The sequence below is a fragment of the Aeromonas sp. 600774 genome (assembly GCF_049175075.1).
Taxonomy (GTDB): Bacteria; Pseudomonadota; Gammaproteobacteria; order Enterobacterales; family Aeromonadaceae; genus Aeromonas; species Aeromonas veronii_A.
In genome coordinates this window covers 167453-193903 of the sequence record NZ_JAAKUJ010000004.1, presented here as the reverse complement: position 1 = coordinate 193903, position 26451 = coordinate 167453, and the positions used below count along the sequence as shown (strand labels likewise).

27 protein-coding genes, 1 other RNA gene and 1 riboswitch are annotated in these 26451 nt (G+C 59.5%); of the genes, 8 read left to right on the top strand and 20 right to left on the bottom strand.

Features of this window, described 5'->3' with window-relative positions:
• Positions 1–46: 46 nt before the first annotated feature.
• The 13 genes from modA to moaA form a co-directional block, all read right to left on the bottom strand.
• On the bottom strand, positions 47–775 hold the full coding sequence (gene modA / locus G5171_RS06445) for a molybdate ABC transporter substrate-binding protein (RefSeq protein WP_421244097.1): 729 nt from the start codon (positions 773–775) through the stop codon (positions 47–49).
• A gap of 91 nt (positions 776–866) precedes the next feature.
• Positions 867–1340, bottom strand: coding sequence for a molybdopterin synthase catalytic subunit MoaE (moaE, locus tag G5171_RS06440; protein ID WP_139407100.1), 474 nt, complete (start codon positions 1338–1340; stop codon positions 867–869).
• A gap of 2 nt (positions 1341–1342) precedes the next feature.
• Entirely contained in the window at positions 1343–1588 is a 246-nt protein-coding gene (moaD, locus tag G5171_RS06435) for a molybdopterin synthase sulfur carrier subunit (protein ID WP_005353453.1), read from the bottom strand.
• Positions 1585–2109 carry a cyclic pyranopterin monophosphate synthase MoaC gene (moaC, locus tag G5171_RS06430; protein ID WP_421250541.1) on the bottom strand — a complete coding sequence of 175 codons (525 nt, stop codon included), beginning with the start codon at positions 2107–2109 and terminating at the stop codon, positions 1585–1587. The genes moaD and moaC overlap by 4 nt, the downstream gene beginning before the upstream one ends.
• Before the next feature lie 9 nt (positions 2110–2118).
• Complete coding sequence (gene moaB / locus G5171_RS06425) at positions 2119–2625, bottom strand: molybdenum cofactor biosynthesis protein B (protein WP_331378060.1); 507 nt, start codon at positions 2623–2625, stop codon at positions 2119–2121.
• A gap of 242 nt (positions 2626–2867) precedes the next feature.
• Positions 2868–3461, bottom strand: a complete 594-nt coding sequence (locus tag G5171_RS06420; RefSeq protein WP_216979206.1) for a cytochrome c3 family protein — start codon at positions 3459–3461, stop codon at positions 2868–2870.
• Between the two features lie 11 nt (positions 3462–3472).
• Positions 3473–3928, bottom strand: coding sequence for a nitrate reductase cytochrome c-type subunit (locus G5171_RS06415; protein ID WP_421211642.1), 456 nt, complete (start codon positions 3926–3928; stop codon positions 3473–3475).
• Positions 3928–4803 carry a quinol dehydrogenase ferredoxin subunit NapH gene (gene napH, locus G5171_RS06410; protein WP_216979208.1) on the bottom strand — a complete coding sequence of 292 codons (876 nt, stop codon included), beginning with the start codon at positions 4801–4803 and terminating at the stop codon, positions 3928–3930. Before napH ends, G5171_RS06415 begins: the two co-directional genes overlap by 1 nt.
• Positions 4800–5537 (bottom strand): ferredoxin-type protein NapG, encoded by a 738-nt coding sequence (gene napG / locus G5171_RS06405; RefSeq protein ID WP_201907395.1) that lies wholly within the window; start codon positions 5535–5537, stop codon positions 4800–4802. The genes napH and napG overlap by 4 nt, the downstream gene beginning before the upstream one ends.
• Positions 5538–5553: 16 nt before the next feature.
• Positions 5554–8043 (bottom strand): nitrate reductase catalytic subunit NapA, encoded by a 2490-nt coding sequence (napA, locus tag G5171_RS06400; protein ID WP_421259971.1) that lies wholly within the window; start codon positions 8041–8043, stop codon positions 5554–5556.
• Between the two features lie 101 nt (positions 8044–8144).
• The gene (locus tag G5171_RS06395) at positions 8145–8399 is read right to left on the bottom strand and encodes a chaperone NapD (RefSeq protein WP_041234405.1); all 255 of its coding nucleotides are present in this window, start codon (positions 8397–8399) and stop codon (positions 8145–8147) included.
• 29 nt (positions 8400–8428) lie between these two features.
• Positions 8429–8971: a ferredoxin-type protein NapF gene (gene napF / locus G5171_RS06390; RefSeq protein WP_201907391.1), complete on the bottom strand. Its 543-nt coding sequence runs from the start codon at positions 8969–8971 to the stop codon at positions 8429–8431.
• A 239-nt stretch (positions 8972–9210) separates the two neighbouring features.
• Complete coding sequence (gene moaA / locus G5171_RS06385) at positions 9211–10206, bottom strand: GTP 3',8-cyclase MoaA (RefSeq protein WP_421250542.1); 996 nt, start codon at positions 10204–10206, stop codon at positions 9211–9213.
• Positions 10194–10334, bottom strand: a riboswitch (molybdenum cofactor riboswitch). It overlaps the preceding gene by 13 nt.
• Before the next feature lie 78 nt (positions 10335–10412).
• Here moaA and narQ point away from each other — a divergent pair.
• From narQ to G5171_RS06370, 3 genes are all read left to right on the top strand, one after another.
• The gene (gene narQ, locus G5171_RS06380; RefSeq protein ID WP_337072675.1) at positions 10413–12125 is read left to right on the top strand and encodes a nitrate/nitrite two-component system sensor histidine kinase NarQ; all 1713 of its coding nucleotides are present in this window, start codon (positions 10413–10415) and stop codon (positions 12123–12125) included.
• Complete coding sequence (gene narL / locus G5171_RS06375; protein ID WP_216979212.1) at positions 12125–12763, top strand: two-component system response regulator NarL; 639 nt, start codon at positions 12125–12127, stop codon at positions 12761–12763. Before narQ ends, narL begins: the two co-directional genes overlap by 1 nt.
• Positions 12764–12865: 102 nt before the next feature.
• Entirely contained in the window at positions 12866–13441 is a 576-nt protein-coding gene (locus tag G5171_RS06370; protein ID WP_005334473.1) for an LON peptidase substrate-binding domain-containing protein, read from the top strand.
• Between the two features lie 248 nt (positions 13442–13689).
• Here G5171_RS06370 and G5171_RS06365 read toward each other — a convergent pair whose 3' ends face one another.
• Together G5171_RS06365 and G5171_RS06360 are read right to left on the bottom strand one after the other, a co-directional pair.
• Complete coding sequence (locus G5171_RS06365) at positions 13690–15786, bottom strand: ATP-binding protein (RefSeq protein WP_421259970.1); 2097 nt, start codon at positions 15784–15786, stop codon at positions 13690–13692.
• A gap of 17 nt (positions 15787–15803) precedes the next feature.
• The gene (locus G5171_RS06360) at positions 15804–16988 is read right to left on the bottom strand and encodes an FIST signal transduction protein (RefSeq protein ID WP_421259969.1); all 1185 of its coding nucleotides are present in this window, start codon (positions 16986–16988) and stop codon (positions 15804–15806) included.
• A 113-nt stretch (positions 16989–17101) separates the two neighbouring features.
• Between G5171_RS06360 and G5171_RS06355 the strand changes: the two genes are divergently transcribed.
• Entirely contained in the window at positions 17102–18016 is a 915-nt protein-coding gene (locus G5171_RS06355) for a gluconeogenesis factor YvcK family protein (protein ID WP_421259968.1), read from the top strand.
• 39 nt (positions 18017–18055) lie between these two features.
• Here G5171_RS06355 and G5171_RS06350 read toward each other — a convergent pair whose 3' ends face one another.
• From G5171_RS06350 to lpcA, 3 genes are all read right to left on the bottom strand, one after another.
• On the bottom strand, positions 18056–18391 hold the full coding sequence (locus tag G5171_RS06350; protein WP_421259967.1) for an Hpt domain-containing protein: 336 nt from the start codon (positions 18389–18391) through the stop codon (positions 18056–18058).
• 291 nt (positions 18392–18682) lie between these two features.
• Positions 18683–19492, bottom strand: coding sequence for a class II glutamine amidotransferase (locus tag G5171_RS06345; protein WP_113739126.1), 810 nt, complete (start codon positions 19490–19492; stop codon positions 18683–18685).
• Positions 19493–19650: 158 nt separating this feature from the next.
• Positions 19651–20229, bottom strand: coding sequence for a D-sedoheptulose 7-phosphate isomerase (gene lpcA, locus G5171_RS06340; protein WP_005334485.1), 579 nt, complete (start codon positions 20227–20229; stop codon positions 19651–19653).
• 256 nt (positions 20230–20485) lie between these two features.
• Between lpcA and fadE the strand changes: the two genes are divergently transcribed.
• Positions 20486–22942, top strand: a complete 2457-nt coding sequence (gene fadE, locus G5171_RS06335) for an acyl-CoA dehydrogenase FadE (RefSeq protein ID WP_337072672.1) — start codon at positions 20486–20488, stop codon at positions 22940–22942.
• Positions 22943–23121: 179 nt separating this feature from the next.
• Positions 23122–24396 (top strand): amidohydrolase, encoded by a 1275-nt coding sequence (locus G5171_RS06330; protein WP_245095414.1) that lies wholly within the window; start codon positions 23122–23124, stop codon positions 24394–24396.
• Positions 24397–24477: 81 nt separating this feature from the next.
• Here the strand turns inward: G5171_RS06330 and G5171_RS06325 are convergent, their stop codons facing one another.
• Positions 24478–24825: an RnfH family protein gene (locus G5171_RS06325; RefSeq protein ID WP_058059898.1), complete on the bottom strand. Its 348-nt coding sequence runs from the start codon at positions 24823–24825 to the stop codon at positions 24478–24480.
• Positions 24818–25252 carry an SRPBCC family protein gene (locus G5171_RS06320; protein ID WP_005334496.1) on the bottom strand — a complete coding sequence of 145 codons (435 nt, stop codon included), beginning with the start codon at positions 25250–25252 and terminating at the stop codon, positions 24818–24820. Before G5171_RS06320 ends, G5171_RS06325 begins: the two co-directional genes overlap by 8 nt.
• Before the next feature lie 169 nt (positions 25253–25421).
• Between G5171_RS06320 and smpB the strand changes: the two genes are divergently transcribed.
• Positions 25422–25910, top strand: a complete 489-nt coding sequence (gene smpB / locus G5171_RS06315; RefSeq protein ID WP_005334498.1) for an SsrA-binding protein SmpB — start codon at positions 25422–25424, stop codon at positions 25908–25910.
• Positions 25911–26076: 166 nt separating this feature from the next.
• Positions 26077–26436, top strand: a transfer-messenger RNA (tmRNA) gene (gene ssrA / locus G5171_RS06310).
• Positions 26437–26451: the final 15 nt, after the last annotated feature.

The following is a 26451-nucleotide window of genomic DNA, read 5'->3' as shown; positions in this document are numbered from 1 at the left end:
CGACCCGAAGGCCGACCACTCAGGGTATCGCATCAGGCCCATCCCCTTATTGGGGCAAGGCATAACCCGCCGCCTTGATCTGCGCCTGACCCGGCCCCTTGAGCCAGGCGACCAGAGCCTCGACCGCGGCGCCTTTCTTCAATACCAGCCCCTGCTGCTCGATGGGGGGATAGAAGCTCGCAGGCACTGCCCAGGCTTCGCCAGTCTTGCCCGCTTCCACCAGATTGGCCCAGGCGACAAAGCCCAGTTCAGCATTGCCGGTGTCGACAAATTGCCAGGTCTGGCCGATGTTGGCGCCGGTCAGCAACCGGTACTGCTTGGGATCGATCTTGAGATGGGTGAGGGTCGCCATGGCGGCCGCACCATAGGGGGCGGTGCGGGCATTGGCGATGGCGAGGTTGCCTTTCCAGCTGCGCAGGGTCGCTTCGTCAGGGGCCGGGCCCCCCTTCTTCCACAGCCCCAGCTGGCCGATGGCGTAGGTGAAGCGATCGCTCCCCTTGCCCTCTTTTTCCAGCTTCTCGGGGGTCGCCGCATCGGCGGAGAGGAAGAGATCGAACGGTGCGCCGTGACTGATCTGGGTGTAGAGCACCCCGGTGGCGGCAGACGAGATGGCCAAGGTATGGCCGGTCTTGGCGGTGAACTCCTTGCCAATACGATCTATGGAGCCCTTGAAGTTGGCCGCCACGGCCACTTTCACTTCATCGGCCTGCACGGCACCAGTATGCAAGGTGGCGGCGCAGACGCCGGCGATGACAACAGATAACAGCGGTTTCATTCCCTTTCTCCTGATGGGGCCCGCACATCCGCGCCCCTTGGCGGGGCCGTGGTTCCCGTTGAACCTGCGCCCCTCGTGATGAACAGGTAGGTCAGGCTTGCCAGCGGGCAGCGGCGGCGTTGTCGCTCTCCTTGGCCTCGACCCAGCGTTGCACACCCTCGGCGGTCAGCTCTTTTTTCCAGAACGGCGCCCGGGTTTTCAAGAAATCCATGATGAAGTGACAGGCATCAAAGGCGGCGTCGCGGTGGGCACTGCTCACCGCCACCAGCACGATCTGATCGCCAAGCCACAACTCGCCGATACGATGAATGAGGGTACACTCCTGCAGCGGCCAGCGGCGACGGGCCTCCTGCACGATATCGGCCAGCGCCTTCTCGGTCATGCCGGGGTAGTGCTCGAGGGCCAACCCCTTCACCTCCTCCCCCTGATTGAAGTCGCGAACCTTGCCAACGAAGGTGACGATGGCGCCACTGTCGGGGCGGGTGGCGAGACGGGCATATTCGTCCGCCAGCGAGAAATCCTCCCGCTGGACCATAATGCGATCGGTCATGGTTGCCTCGCTCATCCTTAACCTCCGGTCACCGGCGGGAAGAAGGCCACCTCATCGCCATCATTGATGGGGGTATCGAGGGGCACCAAGGTCTGATTGACCGCGACCAAGAGCTTGCCGGCTTCCAGCGCCAGCGCCCACTTGTCGCCACGCTCACAGAGCGCCGCGCGCAGTTGTTCGGCGGTGGCGTAGTCGCACGGCAGGCTCAACTCGTCGCAGGCCACCAGCTCTCTTACTTGCGCAAAAAACAGTACCTTGATCATGCTTGTTCCCCGCTCGTTGAGCCCAACTGAAAATGGCCAGACTTGCCGCCTTTTTTCTCTACCAGCCGCACCTGTTCGATCACCATGTCCTTTTGTACCGCCTTGCACATGTCGTAGATGGTCAGCGCCGCTACCGACGCGGCGGTTAGCGCCTCCATCTCCACCCCGGTCTTGCCGGAGAGCTTGCAGAGAGTGCGGATATGCACCCGATTCTGCTCGGGCAGCGGCACTATCTCCACCTCGACTTTGGTCAAGGCCAGCGGATGGCAGAGGGGGATGAGATCGGAGGTCTTCTTGGCGGCCATGATGCCGGCGATACGGGCGGTGGCGAACACGTCACCCTTGTGGTGCTGGCCGCTCAGGATCAGCGCCAGCGTCTCGGGGGCCATGGCAACAAACGCCTCGGCGCGGGCTTCACGCTCGGTTACCTGCTTGTCGGTCACATCCACCATATGGGCATCGCCGCTCTGGTTCAGATGCGTCAGGTTGGGCTGGGTCTGCTTGGTATCTGTCTGGTTCATCGTTTGCTCTCAGAGGTGGGAGACAAAGTTGCACGGCTTGGTGCGGGCATCGAGCTGATCGCGGATCAGTTGCTCCCAACCCAGCTGGCAGGCGCCGGTGGAGCCGGGCAGACAGCAGATCAGGGTGCGATTGGCGAGTCCCGCCAGCGCACGGCTCTGCATGGCGGAGCCTTTAATCTCGGCAAAAGAGAGCTGACGGAACATCTCGCCAAAACCCTGTACGGTGCGCTCGAACAGCACACCGACCGCTTCCGGTACCCGGTTCTGTTCATTGAAGCCGGTACCGCCGTTAATCAGTACCACCTGCACCCCCTCATCGGCGATCCACTCGCTCACCCGCGCGCGGATGCGAAACAGGTTGTCCGGGCAGAGCGCCCGATCGGCCAGCTGATGGCCCGCGTCGGTAAGGGCCGAGACCAGATAGTCGCCCGAGCTGTCATCGGCGGCAGTGCGGCTGTCGGAAACCGTCAGCACGGCGATCTTGAGGGGAATAAATACGTTGTTTTTCTGTCCCATCGGGCAGCTCCTTGTGGCTATGGGCCGTCAACGAGGCAGGAAGAGAAGGGGTATGAGAGGCCAGCTGTCAGGGCGCAAAAACGGACGCAGACAGGGGTGACCAACTTGCTCAAGCGTGTGACGGCGGGCTGATTCTATCAAAGGTTTCACGAGATATGGGATTTAAAAGACACACAAATCTGATGCTTGTCCCATATATGAACAAAACGCAGGCCGGGCAAACCCGGCCTGTCGTCGCAGGATCAGAACCCTTTCACCCCGGTCATGTCGGGCAGCTGGTGAGCTATCCCCTTGTGACAATCGATACAGGTAGCCTGCCCCTCCTTGCCGAGGTTGGCAGAGTGCATCTGGACGGCACGCTGTCCTTGCAGGGAGAAGTCCATGTACTCGAAGTTGTGGCAGTTGCGGCACTCGCGCGAATCGCTCTCCTTCATCCGCTGCCACTCCCGCTCCGCCATCTCGCGTCGGTGTGCCTCGAACTTCTCGCGGGTATCCACCTTTCCGGTGATCATGCCCCACAGCTCCTTAGAAGCCTGCACCTTGCGGATGATCTTGTAGGTCCACTCATGGGGCACGTGGCAATCCGGGCAGCTGGCCCGTACACCGGAGCGGTTGGCGTAGTGGATGGTATCGCGATACTCCTCGAACACATTGTCTTTCATCTCGTGACAGCTGGTACAGAAGGCCTCGGTATTAGACGCTTCCATGGCGGTGTTGAAACCACCCCAGAAAATCACGCCGCCGAAGAAGCCCATCAGCAGAATGACCCAGAGAGCCGCCTTCGACGGTGACTTGAAGGTGGTCCACAGACGCTGCACAAAACCGGGTAATTTCATCTATGGGCTCCTTAGTTCAGCGCTTCAACAGGCTTGAAGGTATTTTCCACCAAGGGCTTGGCATCTGTTTGCGGCACGTGGCACTGCAAGCAGAAGTAACGACGGGGGGAGACTTCACCCAGCGTCATGCCATCGCGGGTCTCGAAGTGAGTCGGGCTGATCTTGGGTGCCTTCATGGCGCTGGCATTCTTGAAGCTGTGGCAGGCCAGGCACTTGTTGACCTTGGTATCCACTTCGTAGTTGCGAATGTCGTGGGGGATCAGCGGCGGCTGATGCATGTACTGGCGGTCGTAGGGCGCGCCATCCTTGCGGAAGTTTTTCAGCGGCGCAGCGGTGGAATCGGTCACCAGATCGGTGGCGCCCCGCTCGGACTTGAGGCCACCGGTACTGTTGGTGATCTCGGGGGCCGCTGCCATCAAGGATCCCGCCATCAGGCAGGCCAGCATTGCTCCAATCAGCTTTTTCATTATTTGTTCTCCGACGTTTTTTCTGCCTTGACGGCAAAACCTACAGTGATTTCAAAAACTTGTTCCGCGCAGACATCGATGCAGCGGCCACAGTTGGTACACTCCTGAGCCGCAATCAAGGGCTCGTGACCTCGCTTGGCACCATGAACAGGCCCGCGCAGGATGGGACGCTCCGGGCAGACCGCATAACAATCCATGCAGTTGTTGCACCGCTCGCGCCCCTTGGCAGAAATCTTGATAAATCCGACCCGGTTGACCAGGGCATAGAAGGCCCCCACCGGACAGAGATGACCGCACCAGCCCCGCTCAACTACGAAGAGATCGAACAGGAACAGCGCTGCAAGCAGGGCCCAGCCCGCCCCCATGCCAAACAGCAGACCGCGCATGGCCAGCGACACCGGATTGACCAGCTCCCACGCCATTACCCCGGCCACCGCTGGCACCACCAGCACCATGGCCAGCAGCCAGTAGCGGGTCGCACGGCTGAACTGGCCATTTCCCTTGAGGCCAAGACGCCCCCGGAGCCAGGCCGCCGCATCCGTGATGAGGTTGACCGGACAGACCCAGGAGCAGAACACTCGCCCCCCAACCAGCCAGTAACCGGCCAACACAATGGCAGCACCCAGCCAGAGGGTGGTGAGGGGCCAGTGGCCCGCCGCCAGCGACTGCAACAGCGTGAGGGGATCGGTCAGCGGCACCGTCTCCAGCAACAGCGAGCTGGAGAGGTTGCCCTTGAGGATCCAGATGCCCGCCAGCGGCCCCAGCAAAAACAGCCCGAGCACGCTGAACTGACTCAGCCGACGCAGCAACAGGAAGCGGTGGGAACGCCACCAACCCAGTTTGATGCGAGCCTCTTCCCCCGGATAACGACTCATAACCCCTCCGGTTTGCGGGTGGGCAGGGTGAGCCTGTCGCCGATGAGCGACTTGTTCCCCGCCTTGGCCTTCTCTTCCCAGCCGAGCCGGTAGTGATGACCCAGCTCACCTTTGGCGAGCTGGCGTGGCGCCACCTTGATGGCTGCCTCCTCCAGCACGCAGGCATGCTCGCACTTGCCACAGCCGGTACAGACATCGCTGTGTACCGTGGGCAGGAACATGGCGTGTTTGCCGGTACGCTGGTTATGCTGCAGCTCAAGAGTGATCGCCTTGTCAATCAGCGGGCAGACCCGATAACAGACATCGCAGCGCAGACCCAGATAGTTGAGACAGGTCTCGTGATCGATGAGCACTGCCACCCCCATCCGGGCCTGATCGATGTCGGTCATCTGCTGATCCAGCGCCCCGCTCGGACAGGCCACCACGCAAGGGATGTCATCACACATCTCGCAGGGCACGGCACGCGCCTTGAAATAGGGGGTGCCAGTGGTCACAGGGTCAAACAGCCGGGCGAGCTTGAGAGTGTCGTAGGGGCACGCCTCGACGCAGAGCCCGCAACGCACGCAGGCGCTGAGGAACTCTGTTTCATCGAGAGCGGCGGGCGGGCGCAGCGCCTGGGCAGGCACAGCTTGCGCCTGCTGGCGGGCCACGCCACCGAGCCCCACGCCAAGCAGGCCCACACCGCAGGCCCCCTTGGCCATGTCGGCCAGAAACTGGCGACGACTACGACTCATCTCGCACTCCCCCGCCTTAAGCCTTCATCACCTTGACGGCGCACTTCTTGTAATCGGTCTCTTTCGAGAGCGGATCGGTGGCATCCAGGGTCAGCTTGTTGACCAGCTGGCTGGCATCAAAGAAGGGCATGAAGACCAGTCCTTTCGGCGGACGGTTGCGACCACGGGTCTCGACACGGGTCTTCACCTCGCCACGGCGGGAGGAGACAATCACCTCTTCACCACGGCGCACGCCGCGAGCCTTGGCATCGTCCGGGTGCATGAAGAGCACCGCATCCGGGAAGGCGCGATAGAGTTCGGGCACCCGACGGGTCATGGTGCCGGTGTGCCAATGCTCCAGCACGCGACCGGTGGAGAGCCACAGATCGTACTCTTTATCGGGCGACTCGGCGGCGGGCTCGAACGGCAGGGCGAAGATGACCGCCTTGCCATCGGGCTTGCCATAGAAGCGCACTCCCTCGCCCGCTTTCACATAGGGGTCGAACCCTTCGCGATAGCGCCACAGGGTCTCTTTGCCATCTACCACAGGCCAGCGCAGACCGCGCGCTTCGTGGTACTGATCGAACGGTGCCAGATCGTGACCGTGGCCACGACCGAAGGTGGCGTACTCCTCGAACAAGCCCTTCTGGACGTAGAACCCGAAGTGCTCGGCTTCGTCGTTCAGCATCCCCTTGCTCTGCTCTTTCGGGAACTGGTTGACCTGACCGTTGGCATAGAGCACATCAAACAGGGTCTTTCCCTTCACTTCCGGCATCTTGGCAATCAGCTCAGCTGGCCACACCTCTTCCACCTTGAAGCGCTTGGAGAACTCCATCAGCTGCCACAGGTCGGACTTGGCCCCTTCTGGTGCCTTCACCTGCTGGTGCCAGAACTGGGTGCGGCGCTCTGCGTTGCCGTAGGCCCCCTCTTTCTCCACCCACATGGCGGTGGGCAGGATGAGGTCAGCGGCCTGGGCAGTGACGGTCGGGTACGGGTCAGAGACCACGATGAAGTTGCGCGGGTCGCGATAGCCAGGCAGGCGATCGGTATTCATGTTGGGGCCGGCCTGCATGTTGTTGTTGCACATCACCCAGTAGGCGTTGAGCTTGCCATCTTTGAGCATGCGATCCTGCAGCACGGCGTGGTAACCCACCTGCTCCGGGATGGTGCCTTCCGGCAGTTTCCATATCTGCTCGGCAATGGCGCGGTGCTTGGGCTCGGTCACCACCATGTCGGCAGGCAGACGGTGGGCAAAGGTGCCCACTTCCCGCGCGGTGCCGCAGGCAGAGGGCTGACCGGTCAGTGAGAAAGGACCATTACCCGGTTCGGAGATCTTGCCGGTCAGCAGGTGGATGTTGTAGCAGAGGTTGTTGGCCCAGACGCCACGGGTATGCTGGTTGAAACCCATGGTCCAGTAGGAGACCACCTTCTTGCTCGGGTCGGCATAGAGCTTGGCCAGCTTTTCCAGCTTCTCTTTGGAGACGCCGGAGAGCTTGGAGACCGACTCCACATCGTAATCCGCCACGAACTTGGCAAACTCCTCGAAGGTCATCGGAGTGGCATCGCCGCTGTCCGGGTTCTTCGCCTTCTGTTGCAGCGGATCGGTCGGGCGCAGGCCATAACCGATGTCGGTGACCCCCTTCTTGAACACGGTGTGCTTGTTGACGAAGTCCCAGTTCACCTTGTCGTTCTGGATGATGTAGTTGGCGACATAGTTGAGGATCGCCAGATCGGTCTGGGGGGTAAATACAATGCCGTTGTCCGCCAACTCGAAGCTGCGGTGCTCGAAGGTGGAGAGCACGTGCACCTGTACATCCGGATTGGAGAGACGACGATCGGACATCCGCGACCAGAGGATGGGGTGCATCTCGGCCATGTTGGAGCCCCACAGCACGAAGGCGTCGGCCTGCTCGATATCGTCATAGCAGCCCATCGGCTCATCCATACCGAAAGTACGCATGAAGCCGACAACCGCAGAGGCCATGCAATGGCGGGCATTGGGGTCAATGTTGTTGGAGCGGAAACCGGCCTTCATCAGCTTGGCGGCAGCATAGCCTTCCCAGACGGTCCACTGGCCGGAGCCGAACATGCCGACGGCGGTCGGCCCCTTCTCTTTCAGGGTCGCCTTGAACTTCTCGGCCATGATGTCGAACGCCTGATCCCAGCTGATGGGGGCGAAGTCGCCATCCTTGTCGAACTGGCCGTTCTTCATCCGCAGCATGGGCTGGGTCAGGCGATCCTGGCCGTACATGATCTTGGAGAGGAAGTAGCCCTTGATGCAGTTGAGGCCACGGTTGACCGGTGCATCGGGGTCGCCCTGAGTCGCTACAACCCGACCATCCTGAGAGCCCACCAGCACGGAGCAGCCGGTACCGCAGAAGCGGCAGGGAGCCTTATCCCAATGGATGGCTGTCTTGTCGGTACTGGTGATGAGATTGGCTGCCAGCGTGGGGGCACTGACACCGGCCACGGCTGCGGCAGCTGCCACCGCGTTGGCCTTCATAAAGTCGCGTCGACTCAGCTTCATGGCATATCCTCACATTGCTTATCGCGTAATAGTTGTCGAATCTGTCGAACGGGAGCCAGCCATCAGCGGTAGAGGGCACGCCCGGCATCCCATCACTCTTTTCAGTGATCGCCCAGTTCATCGAACTGGTGGTAAATCAGGGCGGCTGAGAGCACACCCGGCATCGCCTGTATCGCATCAATGGCCGCCATGATCGGTCGCTGGCTCGGACCTTCCAGGGTCACGACCAGCTTGCCCTCGTCACTGACGGCGTGGATCTCGGCCCCTTCCAAGGCGCCAATCTGCCCGGCGAGCTGATGGCGCAAGGGGGGCTGGGTCAGCACCACCAGACTCGATACATGGAACTCCTGATCCATTGTGGCTTCTGTGTCACACGGCTTCTGACTCATTCTGACTCCTGCTTGAGGGTGTACTGGCTCGCACCACCGGATGGGGCGGCTCGCCCGTCGACCTTGATGCTGCCAACCGGACAATCCTGCACACAGGCGCCGCAGCCGTTACAGCGATCCGGCTCGACCGTCGGGGTGGGCACGCGCCCCAGCACCGGAATAAAGCGAATGGCATTGGGCTCGCAGCTGTCCTGACAGCGCTGGCAGAACACCTGACCATTGGCCAGACAGTTGGCTTCGATATGGGCCTTATAGTGCCAGGGGGACTCGCTGGTCAGGCGAAACAGGGGCACCTTGCAGACCGTGACGCACTCGGTGCAGAAGGTGCACTCGCCACGCTGGAAATCGACCACCGGAAAACCGCCCTCGCCATTCACCAGGATCTGCTCCGGACAGGCGGCCAGACAATCCCCGCAGCGGGTGCAGTCGGCGACAAATGCCGACCAGTTGACTGACCAGGGCAACTGCACCGGCGGTTCGGCGGTTCTCAGCCGCCCCCGGAACAGGCCGCGGCGGGCAAGATCGATCTCATCCGGCATGTTGACTCCTGTTCTGGTGAAGAAGGGGACAGTACGAGTCCATGATTGGCATTCTTGATACCAATTATAAGAGTGGGTGTATATTGCGGCCCTGACAAGGTAAGGGATATACCACCAGGGAGATAAACAGGGGGGATTCTTGCGCCAGATCAAAGCCTTGCAGCGCAATAAAAATGGAGGTATCGGTTAAAATACCTCCATGTGAGGATTGCTATTTAATCGTTGGCGATTTTTTGCGGTTATCCGCCGATCGAGGCGAGATGAGGAGTGATGCCGGCATTGCCCTCATGGAGACGATGGGTGGCACTCTTGCCCGCCAGTGCCGCGCGAATGCGCTGTTGCAGCTCATCAGATTGCCCATCTGCGCCGAGCAGATCCCGCAGGTCAATGCCGTTGTCGCCAAACAGGCAAAGATGCAGCTTCCCCAGCGAGGAGACCCGCAGCCGGTTGCAACCGGCACAGAAATCCTTGCTATAGGGCATGATGAGCCCCACCCCACCTTGCGAATCAGGGTGCATAAAGACCTGCGCCGGACCGTCATCCGTGCCCCGCAACTGCTGCACCCAGCCGCTCTCCAGCAAGCGCTGTTTGATCTGTTCGCCGCTGACATGGTGGTCACGAAACAGGGTATCCATCTCGCCGGTCTGCATCAGCTCGATAAAGCGCAGCTCGATGGGCCTGTGCCTGATCCAGCCCAGAAAGGCATCGAGCTGGTAGTCGTTGAGCCCCTTGAGCAGCACCGCATTGATCTTCACCGATTTGAAACCGGCGGCCAGTGCTGCTTCGAGCCCCTCCATCACTTCGGCCAGCTTGTTCTCACCGGTGATCTGGTGAAACTGGCGCGGGTCGAGACTGTCGACACTGACATTCAGCGCATTGAGTCCTGCATCAAACCACTCCTGAGCCCGCTCCTTGAGGCGATAGCCGTTGGTAGTCATGGCGACCTTCTCGATACCCGGGGTAGAGGCAATCACCCTGACGATCTCGGTGAAATCGCGGCGCAGGGAGGGCTCGCCCCCCGTGATGCGCACCTTGCGGGTGCCCATGGCGGCAAAACCGCTGACCACACGGCGGATCTCGTCAATCGAGAGAAAGGGTTGACGCCCCGCTTTGTGACCTTCGGGGGGGCGATAGCCGTCAGGCAGGCAATAGGTGCAACGGAAATTGCACACATCGGTCACTGACAGACGCAAATAGTAAAAACGACGGGAAAAACCATCTTCAAGTGGCAACATAAACACCTTTCCAAATACGGGAGGCCAGGGCATTTCTTTCCTGACCCTTACAGCTCGAACGTCGGCTGACGGCTGGTTTCCCCCTATCGCTAGGACTTAGGCAAAACCGCTCGGAGTTCATCTAGTTTTTCGATGCTAACACAAGTTGGAGTACACTCCCACGCATCTTGCGGGGTCTTTATCACTATCCAGAGGTGCGCATCAGTATGGGAAAACGGTTCAGGGTCCATTCGGTCAGCAGTGCCATTGGCCGCGCCATGGTGTTGATCCTCTTCATGGCCAGCCTGATCGCGCTGGTCGCCATGGTCACCCTCTTCTACTCGGTACCCGATGCCAAGGCGATCAACCTCTCCGGTTCGCTGCGGATGCAGGCCTACCGGATGGCCTACGAAATCGAGCGGGGCGACAGCGTGCTGGGGCGCCTCTCCCAGTTTGAAGAGACACTTCATGCTGCGGAGCTACAGGAGACCCAACGCTGGATCACACCTGCCTCTCTGCGTCGCACCTATGGCGAGGTGCTCAGCCAATGGGAAGTAATGCGCCAGCACATTGAGGATCGTACCCCCAGACGCTACACCGATAACACCGAGCAGTTTGTGGCGGCCATCGACAATTTCGTCAATCAGATGCAATACCACGTGGAATTCAAGGTGCGGATGCTGGCACTTGCGGAGGGGCTCGGCCTGCTCGCCATCATCACCATCGCCTGGTTCACGGTGCGCTTCACCCGCCAGCAGGTGGTCGCCCCCCTAAACCAGCTGGTCTACTGCGCCCGCCAAATCCAGCGGCAGGATTTCGATCTTAAGCTGCCCGCCCACGGCGAAAACGAGCTGGGGGAGCTGTCGCGCGCCTTCGTCACCATGGCCGACGAGCTGGGCAAGCTCTATCGGGAGCTGGAAAACAAGGTGGAAGAGAAAACCGCCAAGCTGCAACAGGCCAATGACACCCTCTCGTTTCTCTACTCGACCGCCCAGAAGCTGCACGCTGCTCCACTCAGTACCCGTACCCTCATCAAACTGCTGGACCGCGCCGCCGCCCACCAGCATATCGACCATATCCGGCTGACCCGCTTCGAACACAACGCCATGCCGGTCTACATCTCGGGGCGCACCGGCTGGCCCGGCGATCTCGATGCGGTCGCCAGCTTCTATCTACAGATGGATGAACAGGAGTTCGGCCGCCTCGACATCATCAGTCAGCACCCTATCGACGAACGGTTGATCAAAAACTTCACTATGCTGCTGGCCCAAGTGCTGCACAAAGATCAGACCCTGCTGCAACAGCAACGACTGCTGTTGATGGAGGAGCGGGCGGTGATCGCACGAGAACTGCACGACTCGCTGGCGCAGGCCCTCTCCTATCTCAAGATCCAGTCCACCCTGCTCAAGCGCTCTTACGCCAAGGGGCAGCATGATAAGGCGCAGGAGGCGATGCTGCAGATCGACGAGGGGCTCAGCAATGCCTATACCCAATTGCGCGAGCTGCTCGGGACTTTCCGCCTCACCATAGGGGATGCCAATCTGGGGGAAGCAATCCGGGTAATGCTCGATCAGCTACAGCCCCAGACCCAGGCCGAGATCCGGTTCCATTACGGACTGGCCGACAACGACCTGGAGGCAGGCCAGCATATCCACATTTTGCAGCTGATCCGTGAGGCAGTACTCAATGCCATCAAACACGCCAACGCGCAAGTGATTGATGTTAGCTGTGAGACCCTCGCCAGTGGTAACATTGAGGTTCAAATTTCAGATGACGGTGTCGGGATCGGACTCGCCAGCTCGGCGATCAACCATTACGGTTTGAGCATCATGAACGAGCGAGCAAGCAAACTGCATGGACTGTTGACCATCAGCGAACAGCAGCCACAAGGCACCCGCGTGCATCTGACCTTTCCCACCAGTCTAACGAGAGACGCCTGATGGACGAGATGAAATACACTGTTCTGGTCGTAGACGACCATCCCCTCATGCGCAAAGGGATTGTGCAGCTGCTGGCTCTGGAAGATAACATGGAAGTGACCGGTGAAGCCTCCAACGGCACAGACGCCGTGGCACTGGCCAAAGAGTCCGAGCCGGATCTGATCCTGCTCGATCTCAACATGAAGGGGCTCTCCGGCCTCGACACCCTCAAGGCGCTGCGCGCTGAGGAGATCACCTCCCGGGTAGTGATCCTCACCGTATCCGATGCCCGTCAGGATGTGGTGGCCCTGCTCAAGGCGGGTGCCGATGGCTACCTGCTCAAGGATACCGAGCCTGACCTGCTGCTGGCCCAACTGGCAGACGTGATGACCGGCAAGCAGATCCTGAGCGAACCGCTGCGCCCCTATCTCGAAAACATCTACGAGCTGGATCACCTGCAGCAGAAGCTGGAAAGCTTAACGCGTCGCGAAATGCAAATCCTGCGCGAAATTGCAAAAGGCCTCTCCAACAAACAGGTCGCCTCGGTACTCCATATCTCCGAGGGAACGGTCAAGGTTCACGTGAAGAGCCTGCTGAAGAAACTCGAGGCGCAAAGCCGCGTGGAAGCGGCTGTCATGTATCTGGAGCAGCGCAACTAACGCCCTCCACCGCCCGAAAAGCCACCCTCCGGTGGCTTTTTTCATTCTCTGGCACAGTCGCTGCATTGTCATATTCAGCAACTACTCAATGGAGGATGGAACATGAAACTACAACCTTTGGCACTGTTCCCCTTGCCTTCCCACATACTGCCGGGCGGCAAGCTTCCTCTGCGTCTGTTCGAGCCACGCCACCTGCAGATGCTCAAGGAGTCATTCATCAACGATCAGGGCTTTGGCATCGTGATGGAAGAGTCGACCACCTCGGGACAATCCGGCCGCATTCTGCCGGTGGGCACCCGGGTCAAGGTGACCGACTTCTACACCCTCAATGATGGCCTGCTGGGTGTGACGGTGCTGGGACTGGAGCGCTTCTGCATCCACGAGATGGAAACAGACGAGATGGGCCTGCGTCGGGCCAAGGTGGAGATGCTGCCCAACTGGCCGAGCACCCACTCCGATTTCAACGACAAGCTGCTGGTCAATCGCCTGCGGGAAGTGTTCGAGCAGTATCCAGAGCTTGATGAACTCTATCCGGACAAGCGCTTTGAAGATGCCGCCTGGCTCTGCCAACGCTGGCTCGAGATATTGCCGATGCCGATTTATGAAAAGCAAATGCTGATTGCCAAACAAAACAGCGAAGCGGCCCGTAAATTCCTGCATCGCCTGATTTCACAATGACAAAAACAGCGTTGCAAAATGCAATTATTCCAACAATGAAAATGTGAAATTCGCATTTTGCGAGTGAGTAGGAACGCAGAACGCCATAACAAGAGAGAGCCGCTGCGCTAAACGGCCAAAATTGAACACAAAAGAGTCTAAAAAAGTTGGCACAGATTTTTCATATAGATTGATACAACCCGATTTATCCCGTGCTCTCTTCAGTATTTGCTGAAGAACTGGTCAACCCACAAAGTTGACCATTTTTTTTATCCGCGCGTCGGCAACCGCTGACCAAAGTGACGCTGCAAACACTCTCTCAGCCGCGACAAGGTGATGGGTTTGGCGAGAAAATCATCCATCCCCTGTTCCAAACAGCACGCCTTGTCCTCCGCCATGGCATTGGCGGTCAATGCAATGATGGGCATGGTGTAACCAAGCTCACGCAATCGTCTCGTCGCCTCCAGTCCATCCATCAGCGGCATCCGCATATCCATCAGGATCAGATCAGGTTGCTGCTCATCCACCTCTGCAAGAGCCTCAAGTCCGTTGGCTGCAAGCCGTACCTTTCTCACCATCTTCTGCAACATCAGCGACACCACCAGCTGGTTGACCGGACTGTCCTCCACCACCAGTACGTCCAGTGGCAACAAGGGCTGATCACTCTCCTCTCGCAGGGGTTGGCAATGGCAAGGCAGTGCCATGCCCGGCAGCTCGAACCAGAAACAGCTTCCCTTGCCCGGCTCACTCTTCAGGTGGATCTCTCCCCCCATCAGGGTCACCAGTCGCTTGCTGATGGCAAGGCCTAGCCCAGTACCGGAAAAGCGGCGAGTCGCAGAATTATCAACCTGGGAGAAGGGCTCAAACAAGGTGGGTAGATCTGCCCTGGCGATCCCTATCCCGGTATCGGAGACAGAGACCCGCAATCTCTCATCCTGCCAGCCCAGATGTAGATTAACCTCCCCCTGCTCGGTAAATTTGAGGGCGTTGTCCAGCAGATTGCCCATCACCTGAGAAAGGCGCATCGGATCCCCCTGCAACTCGGCAGGGACAGCCTCATCTACCCGATAGTTCAGTGCAATCCCCTTGGATTCAGCACGACTCTGCAAAGGGTCAATAATGGACTGGCATAACTGGATCGGTTGCAGGGTCTCGCAGCGAAACACCAGGGTTTGCGACTCGATTTTCGAAAAATCGAGCACGTCATCGATGATAGTCTGTAGCAATCGCGCCGAGTGGGTTGCGTGGCGTAGCAGTTGCTTCTGCTCGGGAGCCAGCTCGGCGTGCAGCACCAGGTCGAGCATCCCCAGCACTGCATTCATGGGGGAGCGGATCTCGTGGGTCATCATGGCGAGAAACTGGGATTTGGCACGGTTGGCCGCTTCTGCATCATCCCGTGCGCGGGCCAGCTCCTCTTCACGGCGGATCTGGTGGCTGATATCACGTGCGGTACCACGATATCCGGTAAAAGTCCCTTCATGATCAAAACAGGGTTCGGCACTCACCTCCATCCAGCGTGGGCCATCGAGCATCGCAACCTGCATGCGTACAGCCCGGACCGGTTTACGCTTCTCCAATAGTTCAAGATATACCTGTGACTCGGTGCTCTGCTTGTTGCAAACATAGTCATAGAGGGTTGGCCGGGTCGCCAGCGGGGTCATATCGTCAAGGTAACCTGGCTCGGAAGCATAGCTGAGCCGATGTTCGGCATCCGTCTCCCAGAACCAGTCGGAGGCCATGGCGGCAAAACTGCGAAAACGGCGTTCACTGGCCTGCAGCGCCTCGGTTTTCACTGCGACCTGTTCTTGCAAACGGGCCCGATAGGTGATGTTGACCAATGCCTGGGCGATAAGCGGACGGCAACGCTCCATGGCGGCCTTGCTGGTGAGATCAAATGTGCCCGCCCGGGCGTGGCGGCAGATGAGGGTGGCGGTAAAACCGGGAGCCTGCAGCCCGGTCAGCATTACGCTGGCCCAGCCCGGCTCGCTAGCCAGCGGCGCCAGCTCAGGCAGCTGGGAAGGATCGTAAATCACCAGAGTTTCACCCGCTATGGCGCGGGCAAATGCCGGGGTCATGAGCCAGTTGCGGGCAGAGCGCATCGGCTCGGTACTGAGGTGGGTAACGCCTTGCTCGCCACTCCAGGCCACCACATCTGCGTGCTCAAAGCCGATAAAGGGTTTGAGCACTTGAATAAGGCTCTCCAGCACCTGCTCCAGCGTTTTGGCATCAGCTAATGTAGCTACCCCTTTCAACAGGGTATGGGATTCATGGCGATACTTGGCCTCGCGCTCACGACAACGCATAAGGTCGACCAGAGTCGTCTGCAGTTTGTCACCAAGCGCTTCCAGTTCACTGTTGCCAATCATCTTGTATCCTGCTCTGCTCAACTGGTCAGAAAGATCACACTCGATACCATCAGATTGCCATGGGCGAGCTCACCATGAGGCAAGCGCCCCTGTTCACCGAATGTAAAGGGAGTAATAAACGGAACTTTGCCAAGACGTGCCTGACTTTGTTCAACAAACTGGCACAACATATCACCTAGCGCCAAACGGCAACCAGCACAAAAGATAATAAGCGCGCCTATCGGCAGCAGCTCGGCATCGACACCATAGGCAGGTTCGATCCGAATAGCGTTAAGGCTGCGCTGCAACAGCCCCTCCTGGCTGCTGTACATCAGCAGCAGGCGCTCCCCTTGCACCACATCGGTAAAAAGCCGCAGCCCCCCCTGTTCGGTCACCGCCTCGGGATGGGAGAGCTTGTAGTAAGGAATGCCATCAAGAGCCCCCACCTGACGGGCCAGCGGGGTGAGCGTGGTCTCCCGCAAAATCGCCCCCACCGGCCAGGACTGCTCACGCCCGCACCAGCGGGCATAGACCTCAGCGGCGGGCAGGTGATCGATGGTGAGTACCTCCCGCCCATCACAGGCGGTGATCTCGCCGCTGAACTCGGCAGGCACGTAACCGGAGTGAAACTGAAAGGCCAGCTGGCAATCGGGATAGAGCACCGCCAGACCGATGCCATCCTGAGCCACCGCCTCATCCCAGCAGAGCTGCCAGTCACCGCTGACGCTGCTATCTGCCGCGGACCCACCGACCACCGGCACCGAGGCACCGAGTTCGGCCTCGATACCGGCCAGCAACCCCTCTTCCTTGCCGGGACTGGCATGAAACAGGATCAACTGGGGCAGCTCGCCCGGCCGACCACAGTCGCTCATGGCTCGGCGCAGCAACTGCCGCACATCCACCCCGTCACCGCTGGCACCGGCTACCCCGAAGGCCCCTTTCTCGTCATACAGAGCCGCCACCGCCAGCCCATATCCGTCTCGGGCGTGGTGTCCCATCTCGGTCATGACACCACCGCAAGAGCTGCAACCCAACAGACGGGTCGTCGGGAACTGGCATTTGAGCGCTTCGCGCAGTATCGCCCCGTCATGGGCTTGGGTAAAATAGAGTAACAGCAGGGAGGGGGCCTGATCGGCATGGTGGCGCAGCTGCGCGCAGATATCTTGGGCCGCCAGCGATGAATTCTGGGCGAGGGAGTGAACGGTCAGAAATTTCAACACCATCTCCTTGTTTTATCGAATGGCAGCCTCAAGCAAAAATCATACCTTTATCAAACAATTATCTCGCTTCGCTTGCTAACATAGCGGTCAACTGAGACCAATAACAGGACGCCCATATGTGGCAAAAAAACATCAATGACTTCGATCGGGTCGTTGCCATCGGTGGTGGCCACGGCATGGGACGAGTGCTTTCGTCCCTCTCGTTTCTCGGTCAACGGCTCACCGGCATCGTCACCACCACAGATGATGGTGGCTCGACCGGACGCCTGCGCAAGAGTCAGGAGTGCATCGCTTGGGGCGATCTGCGCAACTGCCTGAACCAGCTGGTGACCGATCCCAGCATCGGCAGCCTGTTGTTCGAATACCGCTTCGCCGGCAAAGGCGAGCTGGCGGGCCACAACCTTGGCAACCTGATGCTGCTGGCGCTCGATAATCTCTGTGTCCGTCCTCTTGATGCTATCAAGCTGATCAGTGACATGCTCAAAATCGAGTCACAATTGCTACCCATGTCTGAATTTCCCACCGATCTCTGCGCCCATATGGAGTGTGGCACCCAGATCCTGGGAGAGGTATCCATCGATCAACTGGCAACACCGCCTCTCTCCCTCGGCCTGATGCCGGAGGTGCAAGCGACCCGCGAAGCGGTGCTGGCACTGCAGCAGGCGGACATGATCATTCTTGGGCCGGGCAGTTTTCTCACTTCCATCATGCCACCACTGCTGCTGGCCGAGATCACCCAGGCCATCAACGAGAGCAGCGCCATGCTGGTCTTCGTCTGTAATTTGGTGGCGGAAAACGGCCCTGCCAGCCAACTTGATCTGATGAGTCAGTGTCGCTGGCTGGAGTCTCGGGTCGGCCAGGGTCGGCTGGATGCCATCTTGGCACCACAGGGCTCGAGTGATGCGGGGGACTGGCAAGGGCGAGTGATCGAAGCCGAGCTGGGCGAGCTTGAGCTGCCCCATCGGCACGATCGGTTGAAGCTGAAACTGGCGTTGGACCGAATCATCCAGCAACTGCTCAACCAGCGTTAGGCAACGGTCACGGCGCCCCGGCACCCCTGCATGGCGCCGTTACTGATAATCAGCAAGAAACGCGATCACCTGGGGCAAGGAGGCCTCCAGCAGTTGCAACTGGCGCTCTGCCTCGGCCACATCGGCCTGTTTGCTGGCCATCTCCAGCGCCATCACCTGCTGATAACTCGGTATGGCGCCATAGCTGCCACAGGATGATTTCATGCTGTGCGCCACCCGAGCCAAAGCCTCCCACTCCCCCTGCTCATAGAGGGGTCTGAGCTGACTCAGCTGCTCGCCCACCTCTTCAATAAAGACTGCGATGACCACGGGCAGCATATCCTGACCGATATCCTCTGCCAGCTGCTGCAACACCTTGCGATCCACCCACTCCATGCGAGGCTCCTCCAGAACGGTATTCAAACAGACCATACTATAGATAGTTTTCGATGTCGTGGCTCACGACCAAGCAGTGAGGGAGCACCCGATTGGATGGCTCAGGGAATAAAGTGGCAAAAAATGTGATCAGTATCGAAATAGCGATGCTGAAACGCCCCTCAAGACAACAACTTGATTGCCAAAAATTAACAATCGATCAACACTCGATGCCGTCAGAGTGATGATGCTCAGCAACACCTCTCATCCCTTTTGCCTTTTATGGCTGCTGCGAAGAACCAGGGTAGGTATCTACCCTGGTATTTTTTTATCTTGCCCAAGCGCAACCCGATTGGTCGCCACCCGCTCCCCCATGCGAAACAGATTGAATTCGCCGGGCGCCATTTTGACCCAATTCTCATTGCCGGTCAGCGGACGGGTGGTGATCAGGGTCACCACATCGTTGGGGGTGGTCTCGCTTTGAAAGTCGATCACCACCTCCTCATCCAGCAGGCTCGCCTCGCCAAATGGCGCACAACGGGTCAGCCAGTGCAGGTTGTTGGTGCAGTAGCTCATCACATACTCCCCGTCCGAGAGCAGCATGTTGAATACCCCGAACGCTCTGAGCTCGTCACACAAGGTGGCGAGATAGCGAAACATGGCGGGAAAGTTGGCCGGACGCTTGGGATATTTTTGCTCCAGCCGGTCGAGCAGCCAGCAGAAGGCGTGCTCGCTGTCGGTATCCCCTACCGGACGGTGGCGACCGGTTGGCAGCTTCTTGTAACCGGTCAGCTGACCGTTGTGAGCGAAGGTCCAGTAACGGCCCCACAGCTCACGGGTAAAGGGGTGGGTATTTTCCAGCGACACGCAGCCACGGTTGGCCTGCCGAATGTGGCTGACCACGGCGCAGCTCTTGATGGGCAGCGCCTGTACCAGTCTGGCGATGGGAGATTGGGCACTGGGCTCGGGATCCTTGAAGGTGCGAAAGCCCTTCCCCTCGTAGAAGGTGATCCCCCAGCCATCCTTGTGGGGCCCTGTCTTGCCGCCGCGCAGCATCAACCCGGTAAAGCTGAAGCAGATATCGGTCGGCACATTGGCACTCATGCCGAGCAGTTCGCACATATCCGGCAGACTCCTTTCATGATTTGGCTTGTGTCATGTTCGACCAGCACACTGGTTCGACAGACAGCAGGGGAAGGCGCAATTCCTTCCCCTGTGGCAGCAACCGGTCGATGACAAAACATCAACCTGTGATGCCCTTGTCCGGTAGCGTGGCCTGATTACTTGGCCATCTCTTTTTCGACCAGCTGGATCAGGATGTGGATCACCTTGATGTGCACTTCCTGAATACGGTCGGCATAGCCAAAGTGCGGAACCCGGATCTCGACATCCGCCAGGCCTGCCATCTTGCCGCCATCCTTGCCGGTCAGAGCGATCACTTTCATCCCTTTGGCGCGGGCAGCCTCGATGGCTTTCAGGATATTGCCGGAGTTGCCGCTGGTGGAGATACCAAGCAGCACGTCGCCACGGCGGCCGACCGCTTCTACGTAACGGGAGAAGACATAGTCATAGCCAAAGTCGTTGGAGACGCAGGAGAGGTGGCTCGGATCGGAGATGGCGATACCGGCGTAACCCGGGCGGTTCTCGCGATAGCGACCGGTCAGCTCTTCGGCAAAGTGCATGGCGTCACAGTGGGAACCACCGTTGCCACAAGAGAGCACCTTGCCCTCTTCCTTGAAAGAGTCAGCCAGCAGTTTGGCGGCCGCTTCGATGTTTTTCAGGTTCTGCTCATCAGCCAGGAAGGCCTGCAGCACGCTGGCAGCTTCGGTCAGTTCATTGCGGATCAATTCTTGGTACATGATGTCTCTTCCACTGTTTTTAGTGTGCGTGTAGATCGCGGCTATTCTCGCACAAGCGAATCGCACAGTCGCCCCCCTGCGAGCCACAGCGCTGGCGGCGCGTGAGCGTTATGGGGATCACAGAGAGAAGGTAATGAAGATGTAAACAGCTTGATAACTTTGTGCGTATGAATTACAACAGGGGCCATATCCAACAGGTCAGACCTCTGGATGAGTTACACCAAGTTGGCACATTTATACACGCAAGGAGCAAGCAATGACGACGACCCTCACTCTGCTCGGGGTGATCCTGGTTATCGGAGCCCTGGCCTATCGCCGGGCATCCCTGTTCATCTCCACCCTGGTCACCGGCGCCGCCCTGGCGCTTGGCGCCATCTATGGTCATGTGCCCTTGCTGGTATGGGCGCTGTTCGCGGTGATCGCCATCCCGCTCAATCTGGTGGAGTTTCGCCGCAATCAAATAACCAAGCCGCTGTTCAAGATCTACAAATCGATCATGCCGGAGATGTCCCGCACCGAAAAAGAGGCGATTGAAGCGGGCACCACCTGGTGGGAAGCCGACCTGTTCGCGGGCAACCCGGACTGGAAAAAGCTGCACGCCATCCCGGTCAGCACCCTATCTGCCGAAGAGCAGGCCTTTATGGATGGTCCGGTCGAGGAAGTGTGCCGCATGGTGAGCGACTGGGAAGTGACCCACGAGCGCGCGGATCTCTCCCCCGAGGTGTGGCAATACCTGAAGGACAACAAGTTCTTCGCGATGATCATCAAGAAGAAATATGGCGGTCTGGAGTTCTCGGCCTACGCCCAGTCCTGCGTCCTGCAAAAACTGTGCGGCGCCAGCGCCGTGCTCGCCTCCACCGTCGGCGTGCCCAACTCGCTGGGCCCGGGCGAACTGCTGCAGCACTATGGCACCGACGAGCAGAAAGATTACTACCTGCCCCGCCTGGCGGTAGGTAAAGAGATCCCCTGCTTCGCCCTGACCAGCCCGGAAGCGGGCTCTGACGCCGGCTCCATCCCCGACTTCGGTATCGTCTGCAAGGGTGAGTGGGAAGGAAAAGAGGTGCTCGGTATGCGCCTCACCTGGAACAAGCGCTACATCACGCTCGCCCCTATCGCCACCGTCTTGGGTCTCGCCTTCAAACTGCGTGATCCGGAACACCTGTTGGGGGATGAGGAAGAGCTTGGCATCACCTGCGCCCTCATTCCCACTCACATCAAGGGGGTCGGCATCGGCCGTCGCCACTTCCCGCTCAACGTGCCGTTCCAGAACGGCCCGACCCAGGGCAAGGATGTGTTCGTCCCGCTCGATTTCATCATCGGTGGCCCGGCCATGGCTGGTCAGGGCTGGCGCATGCTGGTCGAGTGTCTGTCGGTTGGCCGCGGTATCACATTGCCCTCCAACAGCACAGGTGGCGTCAAGATGCTGGCCCTGGCAAGCGGCGCCTACAGCCGCATCCGTCGCCAGTTCAAGCTGCCCATCGGCAAGATGGAAGGGATTGAAGAGCCGCTGGCCCGCATCGGTGGCAACGCCTACATCATGGGCGCCGCAGCCAACCTGACCGTGACCGGCATCGACCTTGGCGAGAAGCCCTCGGTCATCTCCGCCATCGTCAAATACCACCTCACCGACCGTGCCCAGAAGTGCATCATCGATGCCATGGACATCCACGGCGGCAAAGCCATCTGCATGGGCCCCAACAACTATCTGGCCCGTGGCTATCAGGGTGCGCCCATCGCCGTTACGGTAGAAGGGGCCAACATCCTGACACGCAGCATGATCATCTATGGTCAGGGCGCTATCCGCTGCCACCCGTATGTACTGCCGGAGATGCTGGCTGCCAGCCACCCGGATAAAGAGCAGGCGCTGAAAGATTTCGACAAGGCGGTATTCAGCCACGTCGGCTTTGCCATCAGCAACCTGGTACGCAGCTTCTGGCTCGGTATCACCGGCGCCCGCTTTGCCGCGGCCCCTTACAAGGATCAGACCAAGGGCTACTACCAGCAGCTCTCCCGCCTCTCGGCCAACCTGGCGTTCCTGTCAGACATGGCGATGGGCACCCTGGGTGGCGAGCTCAAGCGCAAGGAGCGGGTCTCCGCCCGCCTTGGCGACGTATTGAGCCAGCTTTATCTGGCCTCCAGCGCCCTCAAGCGCTATCAGGACGAGGGACGCCAGCAGGCCGACCTGCCGCTGCTGCACTGGGCACTGCAAGATGCCATGTTCAAGGCACAAGAAGCGATCGACGAGCTGCTGCGCAACTTCCCGAACCGCTGGATTGGCCTTGCCCTGCGCGCCGTGGTATTGCCGCTGGGTCGTGACCTGAACCGTCCGTGCGACAAGCTGGACCAGCAAGTGGCCCGTCTGCTGCAAACCCCGAGCGAGACCCGCAGCCGCCTGGCCAAGGGCCAATACCTGACTCGCGAAGAGGGCAACCCCTTCGGTCTGCTGGAGCAAGCGCTCGATGACGTGCTGGCCGCCGAGCCGCTGTTCGAGAAAGTCTGCAAGAGCGATGGTATCAAGCGTCCCTTCATGGCGCTGGACAAGGTGGCCGACATGGGTCTGGCCGCTGGCGTACTGACCCAGAGCGAAGCCGAGCTGCTGCGCCGCGCCGAGGTAAGTCGCCTGCGCACCATCAACGTCGATGATTTTGACCCCATCGATCTGGTGGCCAACAAGAAGCTGTTTGAAGCCTCCGCTTACCATCACGCGGCCTGATAACCAGCTATCGACAACGCCTCCCTTGTGGAGGCGTTTTTTATGGGCGCTCACCACTTTTCACGACCCCCGCAGCCACCACTTGCACTCACAGCTCCCCCGACCAGCTGCGGGCCCCGTGTGGTCAGCCGGGAAAAAAGGCACAATAGCCGACAAATCGAATCACCAAGGAAGCCAAGATGACCCTTGAGCACCTGATCCTGTGGCGCCGCGACCTGCACCGCCTGCCGGAAGCCGCCTGGAAAGAGTTTCGCACCACCAGCCTGATTGCCCACCACCTGAGCGAGCTCGGTTATCGCATTGTGCTCGGCGACAAACTGCTGGCCAGCAATCTGATGATGGGGCGTGATGTGGATGTGGCGGCCGAGAAGGCTCGTGCCCGCCGTCAGGGAGCCCATCCCGACTGGCTGGAGCGGATCGGCGATGTCACCGGGCTGATGGGGGAGCTGGATACCGGCCGTCCCGGCCCGACCCTGGCCTTTCGCTTCGATATCGACGCGGTGGAGGTGGAAGAGTCCGATGCCGAACAGCACCAGCCGCAGCAGGAGGGTTTTGCCTCCCACAACAAGGGGTGGATGCACGCCTGCGCCCACGATGGCCACACCGCCATCGGCATGGGGCTGGCCAGCAGCCTGATGGCGATGAAGGAGCAGCTGTGCGGCCGCATCAAGCTCTTCTTCCAGCCCGCCGAAGAGGGGTGCCGCGGTGGCAAGGCGCTGGCCGCCGGGGGGGCACTCGATGACGTGGATGCCCTGCTCTCGCTCCATATCGGTATTCACGCTGGCAGCGGCGAGCTGGTGATCAACCCCACCGAGTTCCTCTGCTCCACCAAGTTCGACGTCCACTTTATGGGCTCCGCCGCCCACGCAGGGCTCGAACCCAACGCTGGCAGCAATGCGCTGGCAGCCGCCTGCATGGCCACCACCGCCATGCTCGGCATTCCCCGCCACCGCGACGGCATGACCCGTATCAACGTCGGCCAGCTCCACGCTGGCAGCGGCCGCAACGTCATCCCCGATCACGCCGAGCTGCGCGGTGAAACCCGCGGCGCCGACAGCACGCTCAACGACTATATGTTCAGTCAGGTACAGCGCATCGTCGAAGGGACTGCCCTCGCCCACGGCGTCACCTACCGCATCATCAAACAGGGCGAGGCTATTGCCCTCGACAACAGCCCGGCACTGCAGGCCGAGCTGGCGGCGCTGGCCCGCAAGCAAGGGCTCGCCACCATCCAGACTCGCCGCTTTGGCGCCAGCGAAGATGCCGGTTTTCTGATGGAGCGGGTGCAAAAGCAGGGGGGCGAAGCGGCTTACCTCATCCTGGGGGCCGATCTGGCGGCGCCGCACCATCACAACGAATTCGATTTCGATGAGCGGGTGATGCAAAGCGGGGTCGAGCTGCTGGCCGCCTGGGCACGCGCACGGCTGGGTGTGGCAGAAGCAGCCCTCTCTTGATATCCCCTCGGCCAGCTCACCGGCTAACGGGATCAAAAAAAGGCGCCTCGGCGCCTTTTTTCTGCAAGAAAAACCTGAGCGCTACTCGCGGAGTTTGCGATGCACATCGGGGCGACCACCGGTCACGCTATCGGCTCGCCCCTCCTCTTTGGCCTTCTCGGCCCGCTTTTTGCGCATCTCGCGGGGATCGGCGATGAGTGGACGGTAGATCTCGATGCGATCGCCGTCGTGCAGCGGCTCGCTCCCTTTCACCGGGCGGCTGTAGATACCGAACTTGTTGACCGACAAGTCAATCTCGGGGTGCTTTTGCACGATGCCGGACTGCTCGATGGCCGCCAGCACGCAAGTCTCGGGCGCCACCCGCAGGGCAATCACCGTCTGCTGCTGCGGCAAGGCATAGACAACCTCGATATTGAGCTGGTCAGACACCGTAGACCTCCTTCGCCCGGTTGGAGAAGGCGGAGACCATGGAGCTCACCAGATCGCGGAATACTTGACCAAATGCCACCTCGATAAGCTTGGAGGTAAACTCGAAATCGAGATCAAACTCCACCTTGCAGGCGTCGACATCGAGCGGGGTAAAGGTCCACCAGCCCGCCAGCTTGCGGAACGGGCCATCCACCAGCTCCATCCTGATCTGGCGGTTCACATCCAGCTGATTGCGGGTGGTAAAGGTCTTGGCAATCCCCGCCTTGGCCACATCGACCGACGCCATCATGTAGTCATCGCCAGCCTCGTGGACACGGCTGCCAACACAGCCGGGCAAAAACTGCGGATAGGCATCCACATCGTTAACCAACTTGAACATCTGTTCTGCACTGAACATCACCAGGGCACTGCGCGTAATTCGGGGCATGGCTTTTCCTCATCCAATCGGCGCGATTTTATCACCATGTTTGGGGTTGTGGAGGTAAAACCTCAGCCAAACCGCTCAGAAAGCCACCACTTGACCTGCTGCGCGTTTTACAGCCGCCCCTGCCTACGTATAATACGAGCCTCCTAGTCATTGCCGGAAATCGCCCGTCATGAGCAAAAAAAACAGTAAAAACAAAGCCGGGTCCAGCACCATTGCACTCAACAGAACCGCGCGCCACGAATACTTCATCGAAGAGAAGATCGAAGCGGGTCTGTCCCTGCAAGGGTGGGAAGTCAAATCCCTGCGGGCGGGCAAGGCCAACATCAGCGAAGCCTATGTCATCTTCCGCGATGGCGAGGCCTATCTGTTCGGCTCCAGCTTCCTGCCACTGCAAGCGGCCTCCAGCCATGTGGTATGTGACCCGACCCGCACCCGCAAACTGCTGCTGAGCCGTCGTGAACTCGACAAGCTCGAAAGCCTGATTGCCCGTCAGGGCTACACCATAGTTCCCCTCGCCCTCTACTGGAAACAGTGCTGGGTCAAGGTCGAGATCGGCCTGGTGAAGGGCAAGAAAGAGCACGACAAGCGCGAAGATACCAAGGCCCGCGAGTGGGATCGGGAAAAAGCCCGCATCATGAAGAACAAGCATCGCGGCTAACCTGCTACTGGCAGGATCAGGACGTCAGTTCACCTTCCCCCAGCGCAGCTGGCTCTTCAGGTTCAGCTGCGTACAATAAATCGGCAAACAGACTGGCTGCCAGAGGGAATGGGTATCAACGCCTTGCTATGACAGCATTTTTGCGTACAATCGCAATTAACAACTTGGGGCTGATTCTGGATTCGACAAGATTCACGAAACCCAAGGTGCATGCCGAGGTGCGGTAGGCCTCGTTAATAAACCGCAAAAAAATAGTCGCAAACGACGAAAACTACGCACTAGCAGCTTAATAACCTGCATAGAGCCCTTCTACCCTAGCTTGCCTGTGTCCTAGGGAATCGGAAGGTCATCCTTCACAGGACCGTGTGGAAGTCCTGCTCGGGGCGGAAGCATTAAAACCAATCGAGCTAGTCAATTCGTGGCGTGTCTCTCCGCAGCGGGTTGGCGAATGTAAAGAGTGACTAAGCATGTAGTGCCAAGGATGTAGTAATTTTGGACGGGGGTTCAAATCCCCCCAGCTCCACCAAACGTTTGGAAAGGG

Bases quoted from the DNA above. Each gene is read 5' to 3' on its own strand.
- G5171_RS06350 (WP_421259967.1), bottom strand. From the start codon at position 18,391: ATGGAGTGGGTGGATCGCAAGGTGTTGCAGCAGCTGGCAGAGGATATC.
- G5171_RS06420 (WP_216979206.1), bottom strand. From the start codon at position 3,461: ATGAAATTACCCGGTTTTGTGCAGCGTCTGTGGACCACCTTCAAGTCA.
- G5171_RS06345 (WP_113739126.1), bottom strand. From the start codon at position 19,492: ATGTGCGAACTGCTCGGCATGAGTGCCAATGTGCCGACCGATATCTGC.
- moaE (WP_139407100.1), bottom strand. From the start codon at position 1,340: ATGAGCGAGGCAACCATGACCGATCGCATTATGGTCCAGCGGGAGGAT.
- G5171_RS06365 (WP_421259970.1), bottom strand. From the start codon at position 15,786: ATGATTGGCAACAGTGAACTGGAAGCGCTTGGTGACAAACTGCAGACG.
- fadE (WP_337072672.1), top strand. From the start codon at position 20,486: ATGACGACGACCCTCACTCTGCTCGGGGTGATCCTGGTTATCGGAGCC.
- napA (WP_421259971.1), bottom strand. From the start codon at position 8,043: ATGAAGCTGAGTCGACGCGACTTTATGAAGGCCAACGCGGTGGCAGCT.
- moaA (WP_421250542.1), bottom strand. From the start codon at position 10,206: ATGTTGCCACTTGAAGATGGTTTTTCCCGTCGTTTTTACTATTTGCGT.
- G5171_RS06395 (WP_041234405.1), bottom strand. From the start codon at position 8,399: ATGGATCAGGAGTTCCATGTATCGAGTCTGGTGGTGCTGACCCAGCCC.
- narQ (WP_337072675.1), top strand. From the start codon at position 10,413: ATGGGAAAACGGTTCAGGGTCCATTCGGTCAGCAGTGCCATTGGCCGC.
- G5171_RS06320 (WP_005334496.1), bottom strand. From the start codon at position 25,252: ATGCCCCGAATTACGCGCAGTGCCCTGGTGATGTTCAGTGCAGAACAG.
- G5171_RS06360 (WP_421259969.1), bottom strand. From the start codon at position 16,988: ATGGTGTTGAAATTTCTGACCGTTCACTCCCTCGCCCAGAATTCATCG.
- narL (WP_216979212.1), top strand. From the start codon at position 12,125: ATGGACGAGATGAAATACACTGTTCTGGTCGTAGACGACCATCCCCTC.
- moaC (WP_421250541.1), bottom strand. From the start codon at position 2,109: ATGAACCAGACAGATACCAAGCAGACCCAGCCCAACCTGACGCATCTG.
- lpcA (WP_005334485.1), bottom strand. From the start codon at position 20,229: ATGTACCAAGAATTGATCCGCAATGAACTGACCGAAGCTGCCAGCGTG.
- smpB (WP_005334498.1), top strand. From the start codon at position 25,422: ATGAGCAAAAAAAACAGTAAAAACAAAGCCGGGTCCAGCACCATTGCA.
- moaD (WP_005353453.1), bottom strand. From the start codon at position 1,588: ATGATCAAGGTACTGTTTTTTGCGCAAGTAAGAGAGCTGGTGGCCTGC.
- napG (WP_201907395.1), bottom strand. From the start codon at position 5,537: ATGAGTCGTAGTCGTCGCCAGTTTCTGGCCGACATGGCCAAGGGGGCC.
- napF (WP_201907391.1), bottom strand. From the start codon at position 8,971: ATGCCGGATGAGATCGATCTTGCCCGCCGCGGCCTGTTCCGGGGGCGG.
- G5171_RS06355 (WP_421259968.1), top strand. From the start codon at position 17,102: ATGTGGCAAAAAAACATCAATGACTTCGATCGGGTCGTTGCCATCGGT.
- modA (WP_421244097.1), bottom strand. From the start codon at position 775: ATGAAACCGCTGTTATCTGTTGTCATCGCCGGCGTCTGCGCCGCCACC.
- G5171_RS06370 (WP_005334473.1), top strand. From the start codon at position 12,866: ATGAAACTACAACCTTTGGCACTGTTCCCCTTGCCTTCCCACATACTG.
- G5171_RS06415 (WP_421211642.1), bottom strand. From the start codon at position 3,928: ATGAAAAAGCTGATTGGAGCAATGCTGGCCTGCCTGATGGCGGGATCC.
- G5171_RS06330 (WP_245095414.1), top strand. From the start codon at position 23,122: ATGACCCTTGAGCACCTGATCCTGTGGCGCCGCGACCTGCACCGCCTG.
- napH (WP_216979208.1), bottom strand. From the start codon at position 4,803: ATGAGTCGTTATCCGGGGGAAGAGGCTCGCATCAAACTGGGTTGGTGG.
- moaB (WP_331378060.1), bottom strand. From the start codon at position 2,625: ATGGGACAGAAAAACAACGTATTTATTCCCCTCAAGATCGCCGTGCTG.